The following is a 17,017-nucleotide window of genomic DNA, read 5'->3' as shown; positions in this document are numbered from 1 at the left end:
GCCAACCCCGTGCCACCAGGCACACCAGCGGCCTAGGGTGATCGTGTGACACAGCCTTCCTACCTCCGGTACCCCCATGTCCAGGGTGATCTGATCGCCTTCACCGCCGAGGACGACGTCTGGCTCGCCCCGCTCGACGGTGGCCGGGCGTGGCGGGTCAGCGCAGACAACCGACCCGTCACCCAGCCGCGCATATCTTCCGACGGCACCCTCGTCGCCTGGACGTCCACCCGCGACGGCGCGCCCGAGGTGCACATCGCCCCCGCCGACGGCGGGCCCTCCCGGCGGCTCACGTACTGGGGCGACGCCCGCACCACCGTGCGCGGCTGGACCCCCGAAGGCGACGTACTGGTCACCAGCACCCAGGGCCAGGTCTCGCTGCGCCGCAGCTGGGCCCGGGCCGTCCCGGTCGACGGCGGTCCCGCGCGGACCCTCCCGTACGGCCCCGTCGGCTCCCTCGCGTACGGACCCGGCGGACGCGTCCTGCTGCTCTCGGCCACCATGGGCCGCGAGGCCGCCAGTTGGAAGCGCTACCGGGGCGGCACGGCCGGCAAGCTCTGGATCGCTGCGGAGGACGACCCGCTGGAGTTCGCCCGGATCCACGAGGACCTCGACGGCAACATCGAGTGCCCGATGTGGGTGGGCGAGCGCATCGCGTTCCTCTCCGACCACGAGGGCACCGGCGCCCTCTACTCCTCGCTGCCCGACGGCACCGGCCTGCGCCGGCACACCCCCGTCGACGGCTTCTACGCGCGCCAGGCCACCACCGACGGCACCCGGGTCGCCTACGCCTCGGCCGGTGAACTCTGGCTCCTGGACGGCCTGGAGGGCGACGAGCCGCGCCGCGTCGAGATCCTGCTGGGCGGCCAGCGCGCCGACCTCCAGCCCTACCCGCTGCACGCCGACAGCCACCTGACCAGCGCCTCGCCCGACCGCACCGGCCGGGGCAGCGCCGTCCTGTCGCGGGGCGCCGTGCACTGGGTCACCCACCGCGAGGGCCCGGCCCGCGCGCTCGCCGCCGAGCCCGGCGTACGGGCCAGGCTGCCGCGCACCTTCCAGGCCGACGGCGACCAGCACGTCGTGTGGGTCACCGACGCCGAGGGCGACGACGCGCTGGAGATCGCCGCCGCCACCGGCACCGCACCCGGCGCCGCGCCCCGCCGCCTCGCGGCCGGCCGGCTGGGCCGCGTCCTGGACCTCGCCCCCGCCCCCGACGGCAGCCGGTTCGCGGTCGCCGCGCACGACGGGCGGGTGCTGATCGTCGAGCGGGAGAGCGGCGAGATCCACGAGGTGGACCGCAGCGAGAACGGCGACGCCTCCGGCCTGACCTGGTCGCCCGACTCCGCGTGGCTCGCCTGGTCGCACCCCGGCCCCGAGCCGCTCAGCCAGCTCAAGCTGGCCCACATCGCCGACCTGTCGGTCTCCGAGGCGACGCCCCTGCGGTTCCGGGACTTCGCGCCCGCCTTCACGGCCGACGGAAAGCACCTGGCCTTCCTCTCCGAGCGCGCCTTCGACCCGGTCTACGACGCCCACGTCTTCGACATGGCGTTCATCGGCTCCTGCCGGCCGCACCTGCTCACCCTCGCGGCGACCACGCCCTCCCCGTTCGGACCGCAGCTGCACGGCCGCCCCACCGAGAAGGAGAAGGGCGGCGACGGCGAGGACAACCCCACCGCGCTCCCCATCACCCGCATCGACCTGGACGGCCTCGCCGACCGGATCGTGCCCCTTCCCGTCGAGGCCGCCGTCTACTCCTCGCTGCGCACCGCGCGGGACGGGCTGCTCTGGCTGCGCCACCCGCTCACCGGGGTCCTCGGCACCAGCGGCGCCGGTCCGGACGCCCGCCACCCGGACACCGTCCTGGAGCGGTACGACCTGGAGAAGCTGCGCTGCGAGGAGCTGTCCTCGGACGTCAGCCGGTTCGCGGTCAGCGGTGACGGGAAGCGGCTGGCGATCGTCCACCACGGCAAGCTGTCCGTCGTCCCCTCCGACAGCCGGGTGTCCGTGGGCGACGACGACCACGACGACGCCGTCACCGTCGACCTCTCCCGCATCCGCCGCATCCTCGACCCGGCCGCCGAGTGGCGCCAGATGTACGACGAGGCCGGGCGCGTCATGCGGGACAACTTCTGGCGCCCCGACATGGGCGGAGTCGACTGGGGCGGGGTCCTCGACCGCTACCGCCCGGTCCTGGAGCGCGTCGCGACCCACGACGACCTCATGGACCTGCTCTGGGAGGTCCAGGGCGAGCTGGGCACCTCGCACGCCTACGTCACCCCGCCCGGCGGGTGGCGCGACGACGCGGCCCGGCAGGGGCTGCTCGGGGCGGACCTCTCCCGTGCGGAGGACGGCAGCTGGCGCATCGACCGCGTGCTGCCCTCCGAGACGTCGGACCCGGCCGCCCGCTCGCCGCTCGCCGCGCCGGGCGTCGCGGTCCGGGCGGGGGACGCGATCGTGGCCGTCGACGGACACCCCGTCGACCCGCTCACCGGGCCCGCGCCGCTGCTCACCGGCTCGGCCGGAAAGCCCGTCGAGCTGACGGTCTCCCCGGCCGACGGGGGCGACCGGCGCCACGTCGTCGTGGTGCCCGTCGCCGACGAGGAGGCCCTGCGCTACCACGCGTGGGTCGCCGGCCGGCGGGCCTACGTGCGTGAGCGGTCCGGTGGGCGTCTGGGCTACCTCCACGTCCCCGACATGGTCGGCGGCGGCTGGGCCCAGATCCACCGCGACCTGCGCACCGAGATGGCGCGCGAGGGACTGGTCGTGGACGTCCGGGAGAACCGCGGCGGCCACACCTCGCAGCTCGTGGTCGAGAAGCTGGCCCGCCGCATCGTCGGCTGGGACCTGCCGCGCGGCATGCGCCCCGCGAGCTACCCGGGCGACGCGCCGCGCGGGCCTGTGGTGGCCGTGGCGAACGAGTTCTCCGGGTCGGACGGCGACATCGTGAACGCGGCGATCAAGGCGCTGAAGATCGGGCCCGTGGTCGGGGTCCGGACGTGGGGCGGCGTGGTCGGCATCGACAGCCGCTACCGGCTGGTGGACGGGACGCTGGTCACGCAGCCGAAGTACGCGTTCTGGCTGGAGGGATACGGGTGGGGCGTCGAGAACCACGGCGTGGACCCGGATGTGGAGGTCGTGATGACGCCGCGGGATCACGCCGAGGGGCGTGATCCCCAGCTGGACGAGGCGATCCGGATCGCGCTGGAGTCGCTGGAGCGGGTGCCGGCGAAGGTGGCACCGGACCTGCCGGGCCTGCCGGACTGAGGCGGCGGGGCGGGGCGACGCCTGCGGCGGGCCTGTTCCCCACCCCGCCCCTTCCCGTAACCGGGGCTCCGCCCCGGACCCCGCTCCTCAATCGCCGGAGGGGCTGAAAATGCCGCCGCAGATGTGAGGCGGCAGCGGCAAATTCAAGCCCCTCCGGCGATTGAGGAGCGGGGGACCGGGGGCAGCGCCCCCGATAGGCTGGACCGCAACGGATCACCCGAGCCCAAGGAGCGCGTAAGCGAATGGCAGGAGAACCGCAGCCCGACTGCCTGTTCTGCAAGATCGTCTCGGGGGAGATCCCGGCCACCCTCGTTCGCGAGACCGACACCACCGTCGCGTTCCGCGACATCAACCCCCAGGCCCCCACCCACGTGCTCGTCATCCCGCGCCTGCACTACCCGGACGCCGCATCGCTCGGCGCCGCCGAACCGCAGGTGCTGGCCGACGTGCTGTGCGAGGCGGGCAACGTCGCCGCCGACGAGAAGATCGACGGCACGGGGTACCGGGTCGTGTTCAACACCGGCGCCGGGGCCGGCCAGACCGTGTTCCACGCGCACGCGCACGTCCTGGGCGGCCGCGGTCTGGAATGGCCGCCCGGATAGTGTCCGCCCGCGAACTCGTCGTGCTCGGGACCGCCAGCCAGGTCCCGACACGGCACCGGAACCACAACGGCTATCTGCTGCGCTGGGACGGCGAGGGCATCCTCTTCGACCCCGGCGAGGGCACCCAGCGCCAGATGCTGCGGGCCGGGGTCGCCGCGCACGACATCAACCGGATCTGCGTCACGCACTTCCACGGCGACCACTCGCTGGGCCTGGCCGGGGTGATCCAGCGGATCAACCTCGACCAGGTCCCGCACCCGGTGACCGCTCACTATCCGGCGAGCGGGCAGCGCTTCTTCGACCGGCTGCGGTACGCCACCGCCTACCGCGAGACCGTGCTGCTGACCGAGTCCCCGGTCGCCGCCGACGGACCGCTGGCCACCACCGCCGCGTACACGCTCGACAGCCACCGGCTCTCGCACCCCGTCGAGTCGTACGGCTACCGGCTCACCGAGCCCGACGGGCGGCGGATGCTGCCCGCGAAGCTCGCCGAGCACGGCATCAGGGGGCCGGACGTCGGACGCCTCCAGCGCGAGGGCGTCCTCGGCGGGGTCACCCTCGCCGACGTGTCCGAGCACCGGCGCGGACAGCGGTTCGCGTTCATCATGGACACCAGGCTCTGCGACGGGGTCCACGCCCTCGCCGAGGGCTGCGACATGCTGGTCATCGAGTCGACGTTCCTCGACGCGGACCGGGGGCTGGCCGCCGACCACGGCCACCTGACCGCCTCACAGGCGGCCCGGGTCGCCAGGGAGGCGGGCGTACGCCACCTCGTCCTGACACACTTCTCCCAGCGCTATCCGGAGCCGGAGGCGTTCGAGGCCGAGGCCCGGGCGGCCGGCTACGAGGGCGAACTGACCGTCGCCCAGGACCTCACCCGCGTACCGCTCCCGAGCCGGAACGCGTAGCAACACCCAGACGATTGAGAAACACCGTGCACCTCCCCAAAGCCGAACTCCACCTCCACATCGAGGGGACCCTCGAACCGGAACTGGCCTTCGCGCTCGCCGCGCGCAACGGTCTGACCCTGCCCTACGCGGACACCGAAGCCCTGCGCACCGCGTACCTCTTCGAGGACCTGCAGAGCTTCCTGGACCTCTACTACGCCCTGATGACCGTGCTGCGGACCGAGGACGACTTCGCCGAGCTCGCCGACGCCTACCTCGCCCGCGCCGCCGCCCAGGGCGTCCGCCACGCCGAGATCTTCTTCGACCCGCAGGCGCACACCGCGCGCGGCGTGCCCATCGGCACCGTGGTCGAGGGGCTGGGCCGGGCGCTGGAGCGCAGCGAGGAGAAGCACGGCATCTCCACCCAGCTGATCATGTGCTTCCTGCGCGACCAGTCCGCCGAATCGGCCCTGGAGACCCTGGAGGCGGCCCGGCCGCACCTGCACCGGATCAGCGCCGTCGGCCTGGACTCCGCCGAGGTCGGCCACCCGCCCGCGAAGTTCCGCGAGGTGTACGAACGGGCCGGGGAGCTCGGCCTGCGCAAGGTCGCCCACGCGGGCGAGGAGGGGCCGCCCGAGTACATCCGCGAGGCGCTCGACGTCCTCGGCGTGGAGCGCATCGACCACGGGCTGCGCTGCATGGAGGACCCGGACCTCGTGAAGCGGCTGGTCGCGGAGCGCGTACCGCTCACGCTGTGCCCGCTGTCCAACGTGCGGCTGCGCGCGGTCGACACCCTGGAGCAGCACCCGCTGCCCGCCATGCTGGAGGCCGGGCTGCTCTGCACGGTGAACTCCGACGACCCCGCCTACTTCGGCGGGTACGTCGGTGACACCTTCCACGCCGTCCACGAGGCGCTCGGCCTGGACCGCGAGCAGCTGCGCACCCTGGCCCGCAACAGCTTCCGGGCGGCCTTCCTCGACCACGACGAGGAGCGCAGGGCGCGCTACTTGTCCGAGGTCGAGGCGTACGCGTTCGACTGACCGCCCTCCGGGCCGGCCGTCCGGAACGCGTTCCTGCCGAGGCGCCTGCGGCGCAGGGCCGGGATGCTGATCTCCGCGACGGCCTGCTCGGGCGCGCCCAGCCTGGGGACCGCCCCGGGCACCGCGCCCGTGGTGACCGCCAGCAGGGCCGCCGGCGCACCGCCCCGGCGGCGTACCGAACCGGGCACCAGCGGACGGCCGCCGGTGTGCAGGGCGACGGCGGTCACCGGCAGCGCGACCAGCAGGGTCGCCGCGCCCAGGATCAGGCCCATCCCCGGGAACCCGGCCTCCTCCGACAGCACACTGCCGAGCACCGGCCCGCAGGCGACGCCCACGGACGACGCGGACCCCGCGAGGACCGCCCAGCGGCCGCGTACGTCGAGCGAGGCGGCCAGACCGATCAGGTACGACAGGACCACCGGATAGACGGTGTTCCACAGGATCTCGCCGGTCGCGAAGGAGCCGAGGCTCCCGGCGGACGAACTGAGCACGATGCTCCCCGCGATGACGGCGGTGCCCACACCGATCGGGACCGCGCGCCCCAGCTTCGAGCCCAGCACCCCGGCGCCCATCACACCGAGCAGCCCGGCGCCGAGCGCGGCGGCGAAGACGGCGCCGATCGTCACCTCGGACAGCCCGACCTGGTCCACGCCGATCCGGCTGCTGACGCCCCACAGCGCGTTCTGCGCCATCGACCAGACGAGCATGCCGCCCGCGAGCACCAGTCCGGAGCGGCGGTGCGGCAGCCGGCCCTTCGCGGGGACGGCCGGTCCGGCCGCGGCCGAGCCGCCGAGCCGGGAGGTGGCCGGCCAGACCAGGAGCGCGACCAGGGCGATCGAGGCGAACGGCAGCCGGTGACCGCCGCCCAGGTGCGGCACCGTCAGATACAGGGCGCCCGCGGTCGCCGAGACGCTCAGCAGGCCCAGGGACGAGGTGCGGTGCGGGTCGCTCTGGGCGGCGATGCCCGCCGCCGCGACGGCGGTCGCCGTACCGGAGCCGAAGCCGCCGACCACCGCGCCCGCGACCACCAGCGGCACGGTGCCGGCCAGCGCAGCGCAGCCGTACCCCACCGCGCACAGGACCAGCCCCACGCGTGCCGGTCTGCACGGCCCGTACGTCTCCACGCGTCCCGCCAGGGAGAAGCCGGCGGAGGCCGAACTCAGCAGCAGCGCACTGCCGACGAGCCCGGCCTGAGCCGTGCTGAGGCCCAGGTAGACGGAGAGCCGTCCCACGATGGTGGGGAGGAGGTAGGCGGCGAGGTAACCGGCGGTGAACACGGCGACCAGGGGCCACGCGGCGCGAGGGCGCGAGGACATGGGCGTTCCTGAAGACGTGCCGAGATACGGCAGAAGGCAGAGGGGGGAAATGCGAAGAGATCGGCGCTTCCGTCGGGTACGTCTCCAACGGTGCTCGCGGGCCAATTTGTATCAAGTGCTCCCGGCCCACCGAAAGCCGGAGTTCTGTGATCTGGGCCACTTTTGTGTTTACTGGGGTCGCCGATGGGTAGCGAGGCATATTTGCGCAGGTCAGCGACTGTGAACACACGCACGGCGCGCACTCGTCCATCACCGCCGCGTATCGGGCACACTGGCCGCAACCGCCACGACCGGGGAGTGCAAGGTGAACGCTGACCTTCCGCAGATCGACCCGCTGGACGGCCTGCGCGCTCCGCAGGACCCCGACTGCGACGTCTTCCTCACCGGCACGGTCTTCCTGGACATCGTCTTCACCGGCCTGGACAGCGCCCCCGTGCGGGGCACCGAGTCCTGGGCGCGCGGCATGGGCTCCAGCCCCGGCGGCGTCGCCAACATGGCGACCGCGCTCGCCCGCCTCGGCCTGCGCACCTCCCTGGCCGCCGCGTTCGGCGACGACCACTACGGCGAGTACTGCTGGGACGCGCTCGAACAGGGCGAGGGCATCGACCTCTCCGGCTCGCACACGGTCCGGGGCTGGCACTCTCCGGTGACCGTCTCCATGGCGTACGAGGGCGAGCGGACGATGGTCTCGCACGGCCACGAGGCCCCCTCGCTCCCCACCACCGCCTCGCCGGAGGCCCCGGCCTTTCCCCGCTGCCCGCCCAGGGCCCGGGCCGCCGTCACCTCGCTCGTGCCCGGCCGCACCGAACCCTGGGTCGCCGAGGCCGCCCGCCGGGGGGCCCTGATCTTCGGGGACGTCGGCTGGGACGAGACCGGGCGCTGGGACCTGGACGCCCTGAGCGGCCTGGAGCACTGCCACGCCTTCCTGCCCAACGCCGAGGAGGCGATGCGCTACACCCGTACCGACTGCCCCCGGGCCGCCGCGCACGCCCTCGCCGAACGCGTACCGCTCGCCGTCGTCACCCTGGGCTCCGAGGGCGCCTACGCGGTCGACGCCGCCACCGGTGCCGCAGCCGAGGTCCCGGCCATCGAGGTCGAGGCGCTGGACCCGACCGGCGCCGGCGACGTCTTCGTGGCCGGCTTCGTCACCGGCACCCTGGCCGGCTGGCCCCTCGCCGACCGCCTCGCGTTCGCCGGGCTGACCGCGGCCCTCTCCGTCCAGGAGTTCGGCGGCTCGCTCTCGGCCCCCGGCTGGGCGGAGATCGCCGCCTGGTGGCAGCAGGTGCGCACCTGCGCCGGACAGGACCCGGCCGCGCTGAGGCGCTACGCCTTCCTGGACGACCTGCTGCCGGCCGCCGCCCGGCCCTGGCCGCTGCGGCGGGCCGTGCCCACGATCGGGTTCCGTCCGTAACCCCACCGCCCCGTAAAACCTCTGGTGTTGTCAGTGCGGAGTCGTAGGCTTGAGGGACACGAGGTTCTCGAGCGGCGAGGACCCTGCAACAGGAGGTATGCGCAGGCCCGAGGGCCGGCCCATGACTCAGTCACCCACACAGCCGCAGGCGCGTGCCCACATCAGCATCCCGGCCGCTCACCCGATGGTGATGCTCCTGGGAGCGGGCGACTCGCTGCTGCGCGTGATCGAAGCGGCGTTCCCGGCGGCCGATATCCACGTCCGGGGCAATGACATAAGCGCGACGGGCAACGCGGCGGACATCGCCCTGATCCAGCGCCTGTTCGACGAGATGGTGCTGGTGCTCCGCACCGGGCAGCCGATGACGGAGGACGCCGTGGAACGGTCGATCGCGATGCTCAAGGCCACCGACAACGGCCAGGCGGACGGCACGGAGACCCCGGCCGAGGTGCTGACGCAGAACATCCTCTCCAGCCGGGGCCGCACGATCCGCCCCAAGACGCTCAACCAGAAGCGGTACGTCGACGCGATCGACAAGCACACGATCGTCTTCGGAATCGGCCCCGCCGGTACGGGCAAGACCTACCTGGCCATGGCCAAGGCGGTCCAGGCCCTCCAGTCCAAGCAGGTCAGCCGGATCATCCTGACCCGCCCCGCCGTCGAGGCGGGCGAGCGCCTGGGCTTCCTCCCCGGCACGCTGTTCGACAAGATCGACCCGTATCTGCGCCCGCTCTACGACGCCCTGCACGACATGCTCGACCCCGACTCGATCCCGCGCCTGATGGCGGCGGGCACCATCGAGGTCGCGCCCCTCGCGTACATGCGCGGCCGGACCCTGAACGACGCGTTCATCATCCTGGACGAGGCGCAGAACACCAGCGCCGAGCAGATGAAGATGTTCCTGACCCGGCTCGGCTTCGACTCCAAGATCGTCGTCACCGGTGACATCACGCAGGTCGACCTGCCCACGGGGACCAAGAGCGGTCTGCGCCAGGTGCAGGAGATCCTGGAGGGCATCGACGACGTGCACTTCTCCCGGCTCACCTCGCAGGATGTCGTCCGGCACAAGCTGGTCGGCCGTATTGTCGACGCGTACGAGAAGTACGACAACAGCAAGGGCGAGCAGGACGGCGGGGGCCCTCGGGGTCGCGGCCGTCACAACGGGAAGCAGTAGCAGCGCACCATGTCGATCGACGTCAACAACGAGTCCGGAACCGAGGTCGACGAGCAGGCGATCCTCGACATCGCCCGCTACGCGCTCGCGCGCATGCGGATCCACCCGCTCTCCGAGCTCTCGGTGATCGTGGTGGACTCCGCGGCCATGGAGCAGCTGCACATCCAGTGGATGGACCTCCCGGGCCCGACCGATGTCATGTCCTTCCCGATGGACGAGCTGCGTCCGCCGGCCAAGGACGACGAGGAGCCTCCGCAGGGGCTCCTCGGTGACATCGTGCTCTGCCCCGAGGTCGCCAAGAGGCAGGGCGAGGAGGCCGAGACCCAGCACTCCATGGACGAGGAGCTCCAGCTGCTCACCGTCCACGGGGTGCTGCACCTGCTCGGCTACGACCACGAGGAGCCGGACGAGAAGGCCGAGATGTTCGGTCTCCAGGCGGCCATCGTGGACGGCTGGCGCGGTGAGCGCGGGCTGACCGGTCCGTCCCCCGCCCCGACCGTCTCGTGAGCCTGCCACTGATCTTCGGCGTCGTCCTGCTGCTCGTCGTCGGCTGGCTCGCGGCCTGCGCCGAGGCGGGCATCGCGCGTACGTCGAGCTTCCGGGCGGCCGAGGCGGTCCGCTCGGGCCGGCGCGGCAGCGCCAAGCTGGAACAGGTCGCGGCCGACCCGACGCGCTATCTCAACGTCGCCCTGCTGGTGCGGGTCGCCTGCGAGATGGCCGCCGGGGTGCTCGTCACGTACGCCTGCCTGAAGGAGTTCCCGGAGACCTGGGAGGCGCTGGCCGTCGCCATCGGCGTGATGGTCCTCGTCTCCTACGTCGCGATCGGCGTCTCCCCGCGCACCATCGGCCGCCAGCACCCGCTGAACACGGCGACCGCCTCGGCGTACGTGCTGCTGCCGCTGGCCCGCATCATGGGGCCCATCCCGCAGCTGCTGATCCTCATCGGCAACGCGCTGACGCCCGGCAAGGGATTCCGCAAGGGCCCGTTCGCCAGCGAGGCCGAGCTGCGGGCCATGGTGGACCTCGCCGAGCAGGAGTCACTGATCGAGGACGAGGAGCGCCGCATGGTGCACTCCGTCTTCGAGCTCGGCGACACGCTCGTGCGCGAGGTGATGGTCCCGCGCACCGACCTCGTCTGCATCGAGCGCTACAAGACCATCCGTCAGGCGCTCACCCTCGCCCTGCGCTCCGGCTTCTCCCGGATACCGGTCACCGGCGAGAACGAGGACGACGTCGTCGGGATCGTCTACCTCAAGGACCTGGTCCGCAAGACGCACATCAACCGGGACTCGGAGGCCGATCCGGTCTCCACCGCGATGCGCCCGGCGTCGTTCGTGCCGGACACGAAGAACGCCGGCGACCTGCTGCGCGAGATGCAGCAGGAGCGCAGCCACGTCGCCGTCGTGATCGACGAGTACGGCGGCACGGCGGGCATCGTCACCATCGAGGACATCCTGGAAGAGATCGTCGGCGAGATCACCGACGAGTACGACCGCGAGCTGCCCCCCGTCCAGGAGCTGGAGAACGGCTGCTTCCGGGTCACCGCCCGGCTCGACATCGGCGACCTCGGCGAGCTGTTCGGCCTGGACGAGTACGACGACGAGGACGTGGAGACGGTCGGCGGGCTCCTCGCGAAGGCGCTGGGCCGGGTCCCGATCGCCGGCGCGTCCTCGGAGGTCGAACTGCCCGACGGGCGGCGGCTCCGGCTGACCGCGGAGTCCCCGGCGGGCCGGCGCAACAAGATCGTCACGGTGCTGGTGGAGCCGGTGGCTCCCGAGGAGGAGGAGACGCCGGAATGACCCCGCAGCAGCTGAGGGCCTTCTGCCTGAGCTTCAACGCGAGCGCCGAGGAGTTCCCGTTCGGGCCCGAGGCGTCCGTCTTCAAGGTGCTCGGCAAGATGTTCGCGCTCAGCGCGCTGGACGGCCGGCCGCTGACGGTGAACCTCAAGTGCGACCCCGACGAGGCCGTGCGGCTGCGCGAGGAGTACGAGGCCGTGGTGCCCGGCTGGCACATGAACAAGCGCCACTGGAACACCGTCACCGTCTCCGGACTGCCCGACGCGAAGCTGCGCGAGCTGATCGAGGACAGCTACGACCTGGTGGTGGCCGGGCTGCCGAAGGCCGAGCGGCTGCGGCTCGACCGCCCCTGAGGCGCACCCGGCCGGGCCTCCCGCCCGCCCCGGCCCGCGCCGGGCTTCGTATGCTCGGCACATGACTGAGAGCACCGGCACCCCCGACCTCGGCGCCGAGGACCGCAAGATCGTCACCCTGGCGCGCAGCGCCCGCGCCCGCAACGGCGTCCCTGAGGGCGCGGCCGTCCGGGACGAGACCGGACGCACCTATGTGGCCGGGACCGTGGAGCTGGAGTCGCTGAAGCTCAGCGCGCTGCGGACGGCCGTCGCGATGGCGGTGGCCAGCGGGGCGAAGTCCCTGGAGGCCGCCGCGATCGTCTCCGAGGCGGACGCCCCCTCCGACGAGGACCGGGCCGCCGTACGGGACCTGGGCGGGGCCGGCACGCCGGTGCTGCTCGCCGGGCCGGACGGACAGCTCCGGCTCAGCGTCACGGCCGGCTGACCCCGCACGGGGGGCGGGGCCCGGGGCCGTCCGGCCGGGGCCCGGAGGCCGTGGCGGGCGCCTCGGTGCCCCGGCGCTCCCGGGATCGGGGACAATGGGCGCCATGAGCGTTCGACCTAACCCTGAAGCCGCCGCGCGGCAGGCCGAGAACCCCGCCCCCCACCGGGCCGGCTTCGCCTGCTTCGTGGGCCGCCCCAACGCGGGCAAGTCCACCCTGACGAACGCTCTGGTCGGCAGGAAGGTGGCCATCACCTCCAACCGTCCCCAGACGACCCGGCACACCGTGCGCGGCATCGTGCACCGGCCGGACGCCCAGCTGATCCTGGTCGACACCCCCGGGCTCCACAAGCCGCGCACCCTGCTGGGCGAGCGGCTGAACGACATCGTGCGCACCACCTGGGCGGAAGTCGACGTGATCGGCTTCTGCCTGCCCGCCGACCAGAAGCTCGGCCCTGGCGACAAGTACATCGTCAAGGAGCTCGCGGGCATCCGGAAGACGCCCAAGATCGCGATCATCACCAAGACCGACCTGGTCGACTCCAAGCAGCTCGCCGAACAGCTGCTGGCCGTCTCCCGGCTCGGCGAGGAGCTGGGCTTCGAGTGGGCGGAGATCATCCCGGTCTCGGCCGTCAAGGACCAGCAGGTCGACCTGCTCTCCGACCTGATCGCCCCGCTCCTGCCCGAGAGCCCGCCGCTCTACCCCGAGGGCGACCTCACCGACGAGCCGGAGATGGTGATGGTCGCGGAGCTGATCCGCGAGGCCGCGCTCGAAGGCGTGCGCGACGAGCTGCCGCACTCCATCGCGGTCGTCGTGGAGGAGATGCTGCCGCGCGAGGACCGGCCGGCGGACAAGCCGCTGCTGGACATCCACGCCAACGTCTACATCGAGCGCCCGAGCCAGAAGGGCATCATCATCGGCCCGAAGGGCAAGCGGCTGAAGGACGTCGGCACGAAGTCCCGCAAGCACATCGAGGCCCTGCTCGGCACTCCCGTCTACCTCGACCTGCACGTCAAGGTCGCCAAGGACTGGCAGCGCGACCCGAAGCAGCTGCGCAAGCTGGGGTTCTGAGCGGCACCGGGAACCGGCGGCCGGAGGTCGACGCAGCCGCCCGAAGCCGCTGAGGCCCCCAGGGGCCGAAGGGTGCGAGGGGGGCGGTGGAGATGGGTCCCGAAGCAGCTGCGGAAGCTGGGGTTCTGAGGGGCGGGCTCCTCGGTCTCCCCGTCTCAGGGCTTCCCGCCCCGTACCCGGCGGCCACCCCGTCTCACGCGCCCTCCTTCAGGACGCGTGAGATCAGGGCACGCTGGGCCTCGGTCAGGCGGGGGTCCGCGCAGTGCACGGTCCTGCCGTCGACCGTTATCCGGTAGCTGAAGCCGTCCGGGACGCCCCGGGGCGCGGCGGCCTGGCCGTCGGCGAGCGCCGAGCCGGCCAGGGCCTCCCACTCCTGGGCGTCGGGCCGCCCGGAGGTGTCGATCTCGCGGTGGCGCGCGATGCCGGCGAAGCCGCCGGTCCTGCTCACCTGGATCCGCATGCGGTGTCCTCCAAAGGAAAAGCCCTAGTCGGTCGGAACACCCACCTCCGACCACGCCTTGAGGACGGCCTCGACCTCGTCGCCCTCGCCGAAGCGGCTGCGCGCCGCCGCCACGGTCAGCCGGGCGAAGTCCGCGAAGTCCGCGTCCACCGCCAGTTCACCACCTGTGAGCACATCGAACCAGAGCTGGCCCGCCCGCTCCCAGGAACTGCCGCCGAGCGCGGTCGCCAGGAGGTAGAAGGCGCGGTTGGGGATGCCCGAGTTGAGGTGGACCCCGCCGTTGTCGTCGCCGGTGTGGATGTAGTCGTCCATCGACGCCGGCTGCGGGTCCTTGCCGAGCACGTCGTCGTCGTACGCCGTGCCGGGTGCCTTCATCGAGCGCAGCGCCACACCCTGGACCCGGGGCGCGAGCAGCCCCTCGCCGATCAGCCAGTCCGCCTGGTCGGCGGTCTGGCCCAGCGAGTACTGCTTGACGAGGGAGCCGAAGACGTCCGAGACCGACTCGTTGAGCGCGCCGGACTGTCCGTAGTAGCTCAGATTGGCCGTGTACTGCGTGAGCCCGTGGGCCAGTTCGTGGGCGATCACGTCGAGGGCGACGGTGAAGTCGAGGAAGATCTCCCCGTCCCCGTCGCCGAAGACCATCTGTTCGCCGTCCCAGAAGGCGTTGTTGTACTTCTCGTCGTAGTGGACGGACCCGATCAGCGGGAGTCCGTTGCCGTCGATGGAGCGGCGGCCGTAGGCGGTGAGCAGCAGGTCGAAGGTGGCGCCCAGGCCCGCGTACGCGCGGTTGACGCTGGCGTCCTTCGTGGGCTTCTCGCCCTCGCCGCGGACCTTGGTGCCCGGCAGGTCCGTGCCGTGGCGGCAGTCGTAGAGCGTGCGGCGGGGCTTGGCGGCGCCCTCGTCGTCCGGCTCGGCGGGGGTGGTGGGCCGGGCGGCGGTCGTCACCTGGCGGCGGGTGCGGCGGGCCGCGTCGGACTCCAGGGTGCGGCGGGCCGGATCGGCGAGGACGGGGTCGTCGGACTGGGACAGCTTGTCGAGGACGTGGGGCGGGACGATGGTGCAGAAGACGGGGTGGAACCCCTGCTGTGAACGAGGCTGCATACACACGACTGTGGCAGTACGTGAGCACGGTGTCACTGGTTGCAACCGGGGTTGCTGAAATGGAGTGATTGGTCACTGTTGGGCGTTTAGACCGTCCCGTACGGGTAAGAGCGGCCGCCGATCCCGCATACTGAAACGGCACCCACGTCTCGGGCGCCCCTCGGCTAGTCTCGACGCATCATGCGTTTCGGGCTGCTTCTTCTTAGCTGCCGCGGCGAGGGCCTGTAGTCGAGGCCGACCCCCTCCCCGCGGAGTCTGGTGTTGCAGTAACACAGTCGGCCGTCCCGGAGAAGGACACCCGAGGAGCCCTGCGCCATGACCGAAGTGAACCCCGCCCAGACCCCCGCCTCGCACGCCGTCGGCCGGCCCACGCCGATCACCAACGCCACGGTGCTGCAGAAGCCGTCCGGGATGCCGGTCCACAAGTACGGCCGCTACGAGGCCGTCGACATCCCCGACCGCACCTGGCCCGAGAAGCGGATCACCAAGGCGCCCCGCTGGCTCTCCACCGACCTGCGCGACGGCAACCAGGCCCTGATCGACCCGATGTCGCCGGCCCGCAAGCGCGAGATGTTCGACCTGCTCGTACGCATGGGCTACAAGGAGATCGAGGTCGGCTTCCCGTCCTCCGGCGAGACCGACTTCGCCTTCGTCCGCTCCATCATCGAAGAGGGCGCGATCCCCGAGGACGTGACGATCTCCGTCCTGACGCAGGCCCGCGAGGAACTGATCGAGCGCACCGTCGAATCACTGGTCGGCGCACGCCGTGCCACCGTCCACCTGTACAACGCGACCGCCCCGACCTTCCGCCGCGTGGTCTTCCGCGGCTCCCGCGAGGAGGTCAAGCAGATCGCGGTCGACGGCACCCGGCTGGTCATGGAGTACGCCGACAAGATCCTGGGCGACGAGACGATCTTCGGCTACCAGTACAGCCCCGAGATCTTCACCGACACCGAGCTGGACTTCGCCCTGGAGGTCTGCGAGGCGGTCTGTGACGTCTGGCAGCCCGAGGAGGGGCGCGAGATCATCCTCAACCTGCCCGCCACCGTGGAGCGTTCGACGCCGTCCACGCACGCGGACCGGTTCGAGTGGATGTCGCGCAACCTGTCGCGCCGCGAGTTCGTCTGCCTGTCCGTCCACCCGCACAACGACCGCGGCACCGCCGTCGCCGCCGCCGAACTGGCCCTGATGGCCGGGGCGGACCGGATCGAGGGCTGCCTGTTCGGCCAGGGCGAGCGCACCGGCAACGTCGACCTGGTGACGCTGGGCATGAACCTGTTCTCGCAGGGCGTCGACCCGCAGATCGACTTCTCGCAGATCGATGAGATCCGCCGCACCAGCGAGTACTGCAACCAGATGGAGGTCCACCCGCGCCACCCCTACGCGGGCGACCTGGTCTACACCGCCTTCTCCGGCTCCCACCAGGACGCCATCAAGAAGGGCTTCGACGCCATGGAGGCCGACGCGGCCGCCCAGGGCAGGACCGTGGACGACATCGAGTGGGCCGTTCCGTACCTGCCGATCGACCCGAAGGACGTCGGCCGCTCCTACGAGGCGGTCATCCGCGTCAACTCGCAGTCCGGCAAGGGCGGCATCGCGTACGTCCTGAAGAACGACCACAAGCTGGACCTGCCCCGCCGGATGCAGATCGAGTTCTCCCGGATCATTCAGGCCAAGACCGACGCCGAGGGCGGCGAGGTCACGCCGACGCAGATCTGGAGCGTCTTCCAGGACGAGTACCTGCCCAACCCGGACAACGCCTGGGGGCGCGTCCAGATCCGCTCCGGCCAGAGCACGACCGGCTCCGACGGCCGCGACACGATCACCGTCGAGGCGACCGTGGACGGCGCCGACACCGTGCTGACCGGCACCGGCAACGGGCCGATCTCCGCGTTCTTCGAAGCGCTGCAGGCCATCGGCATCGACGCCCGGCTGCTGGACTACACCGAGCACACCATGAGCGAGGGCGCGAGCGCGCAGGCCGCCTCGTACATCGAGTGCGCCATCGACGGAAAGGTGCTGTGGGGCATCGGCATCGACGCCAACACCACCCGCGCCTCCCTGAAGGCGGTCGTCTCGGCCGTCAACCGCGCCACCCGCTGACCCGGCGCCCGAAGGGC

At 72.0% G+C, this 17,017-nt stretch carries 15 protein-coding genes; 12 read left to right on the top strand and 3 right to left on the bottom strand.

The features are described from left to right. The first annotated feature begins 45 nt into the window (after positions 1 to 45). The 4 genes from ACZ6C6_RS03510 to ACZ6C6_RS03495 all read left to right on the top strand — a co-directional run bounded on the left by ACZ6C6_RS03510 (position 46) and on the right by ACZ6C6_RS03495 (position 5,793). Positions 46 to 3,264 carry a S41 family peptidase gene (locus ACZ6C6_RS03510; RefSeq protein WP_469198638.1) on the top strand — a complete coding sequence of 1,073 codons (3,219 nt, stop codon included), beginning with the start codon at positions 46 to 48 and terminating at the stop codon, positions 3,262 to 3,264. A gap of 242 nt (positions 3,265 to 3,506) precedes the next feature. Further along, positions 3,507 to 3,866: a histidine triad nucleotide-binding protein gene (locus ACZ6C6_RS03505; protein WP_329025086.1), complete on the top strand. Its 360-nt coding sequence runs from the start codon at positions 3,507 to 3,509 to the stop codon at positions 3,864 to 3,866. Continuing rightward, complete coding sequence (locus tag ACZ6C6_RS03500) at positions 3,866 to 4,774, top strand: ribonuclease Z (protein WP_469199313.1); 909 nt, start codon at positions 3,866 to 3,868, stop codon at positions 4,772 to 4,774. Before ACZ6C6_RS03505 ends, ACZ6C6_RS03500 begins: the two co-directional genes overlap by 1 nt. A 26-nt stretch (positions 4,775 to 4,800) precedes the next feature. Further along, positions 4,801 to 5,793: an adenosine deaminase gene (locus ACZ6C6_RS03495; protein ID WP_469198636.1), complete on the top strand. Its 993-nt coding sequence runs from the start codon at positions 4,801 to 4,803 to the stop codon at positions 5,791 to 5,793. Here ACZ6C6_RS03495 and ACZ6C6_RS03490 read toward each other — a convergent pair. Beyond that, positions 5,757 to 7,109 carry an MFS transporter gene (locus ACZ6C6_RS03490; protein WP_469198634.1) on the bottom strand — a complete coding sequence of 451 codons (1,353 nt, stop codon included), beginning with the start codon at positions 7,107 to 7,109 and terminating at the stop codon, positions 5,757 to 5,759. The two genes, ACZ6C6_RS03495 and ACZ6C6_RS03490, sit on opposite strands and share 37 nt — an antisense overlap. 304 nt (positions 7,110 to 7,413) lie before the next feature. Between ACZ6C6_RS03490 and ACZ6C6_RS03485 the strand changes: the two genes are divergently transcribed. The 7 genes from ACZ6C6_RS03485 to era all read left to right on the top strand — a co-directional run bounded on the left by ACZ6C6_RS03485 (position 7,414) and on the right by era (position 13,336). Beyond that, on the top strand, positions 7,414 to 8,520 hold the full coding sequence (locus ACZ6C6_RS03485; RefSeq protein ID WP_469198632.1) for a carbohydrate kinase family protein: 1,107 nt from the start codon (positions 7,414 to 7,416) through the stop codon (positions 8,518 to 8,520). 121 nt (positions 8,521 to 8,641) lie between these two features. Then, the gene (locus tag ACZ6C6_RS03480; protein WP_469198630.1) at positions 8,642 to 9,694 is read left to right on the top strand and encodes a PhoH family protein; all 1,053 of its coding nucleotides are present in this window, start codon (positions 8,642 to 8,644) and stop codon (positions 9,692 to 9,694) included. Between the two features lie 9 nt (positions 9,695 to 9,703). Continuing rightward, positions 9,704 to 10,201: an rRNA maturation RNase YbeY gene (ybeY, locus tag ACZ6C6_RS03475; RefSeq protein WP_391265145.1), complete on the top strand. Its 498-nt coding sequence runs from the start codon at positions 9,704 to 9,706 to the stop codon at positions 10,199 to 10,201. Beyond that, positions 10,198 to 11,493: a hemolysin family protein gene (locus ACZ6C6_RS03470; protein WP_365679959.1), complete on the top strand. Its 1,296-nt coding sequence runs from the start codon at positions 10,198 to 10,200 to the stop codon at positions 11,491 to 11,493. Before ybeY ends, ACZ6C6_RS03470 begins: the two co-directional genes overlap by 4 nt. Continuing rightward, complete coding sequence (locus ACZ6C6_RS03465) at positions 11,490 to 11,843, top strand: MmcQ/YjbR family DNA-binding protein (RefSeq protein ID WP_018103261.1); 354 nt, start codon at positions 11,490 to 11,492, stop codon at positions 11,841 to 11,843. Before ACZ6C6_RS03470 ends, ACZ6C6_RS03465 begins: the two co-directional genes overlap by 4 nt. Positions 11,844 to 11,904: 61 nt before the next feature. Further along, entirely contained in the window at positions 11,905 to 12,267 is a 363-nt protein-coding gene (locus tag ACZ6C6_RS03460; protein ID WP_469198628.1) for a cytidine deaminase, read from the top strand. A 94-nt stretch (positions 12,268 to 12,361) separates the two neighbouring features. Beyond that, complete coding sequence (era, locus tag ACZ6C6_RS03455) at positions 12,362 to 13,336, top strand: GTPase Era (RefSeq protein WP_203601714.1); 975 nt, start codon at positions 12,362 to 12,364, stop codon at positions 13,334 to 13,336. A gap of 193 nt (positions 13,337 to 13,529) precedes the next feature. Here era and ACZ6C6_RS03450 read toward each other — a convergent pair whose 3' ends face one another. Both ACZ6C6_RS03450 and ACZ6C6_RS03445 read right to left on the bottom strand, forming a co-directional pair. After that, positions 13,530 to 13,796: a protealysin inhibitor emfourin gene (locus ACZ6C6_RS03450; RefSeq protein WP_469198625.1), complete on the bottom strand. Its 267-nt coding sequence runs from the start codon at positions 13,794 to 13,796 to the stop codon at positions 13,530 to 13,532. A 24-nt stretch (positions 13,797 to 13,820) separates the two neighbouring features. Then, complete coding sequence (locus tag ACZ6C6_RS03445) at positions 13,821 to 14,897, bottom strand: M4 family metallopeptidase (RefSeq protein ID WP_469198623.1); 1,077 nt, start codon at positions 14,895 to 14,897, stop codon at positions 13,821 to 13,823. Between the two features lie 315 nt (positions 14,898 to 15,212). Here ACZ6C6_RS03445 and leuA point away from each other — a divergent pair, with 315 nt between their 5' ends. Continuing rightward, positions 15,213 to 17,000: a 2-isopropylmalate synthase gene (leuA, locus tag ACZ6C6_RS03440; RefSeq protein ID WP_469198621.1), complete on the top strand. Its 1,788-nt coding sequence runs from the start codon at positions 15,213 to 15,215 to the stop codon at positions 16,998 to 17,000. Positions 17,001 to 17,017 lie beyond the last annotated feature (17 nt).

The sequence above is a fragment of the Streptomyces sp. NPDC041814 genome, from assembly GCF_055590565.1.
The sequence above is the reverse complement of the archived record's forward strand: the minus strand, read 5'-3'. Positions and strand labels throughout refer to the sequence as shown.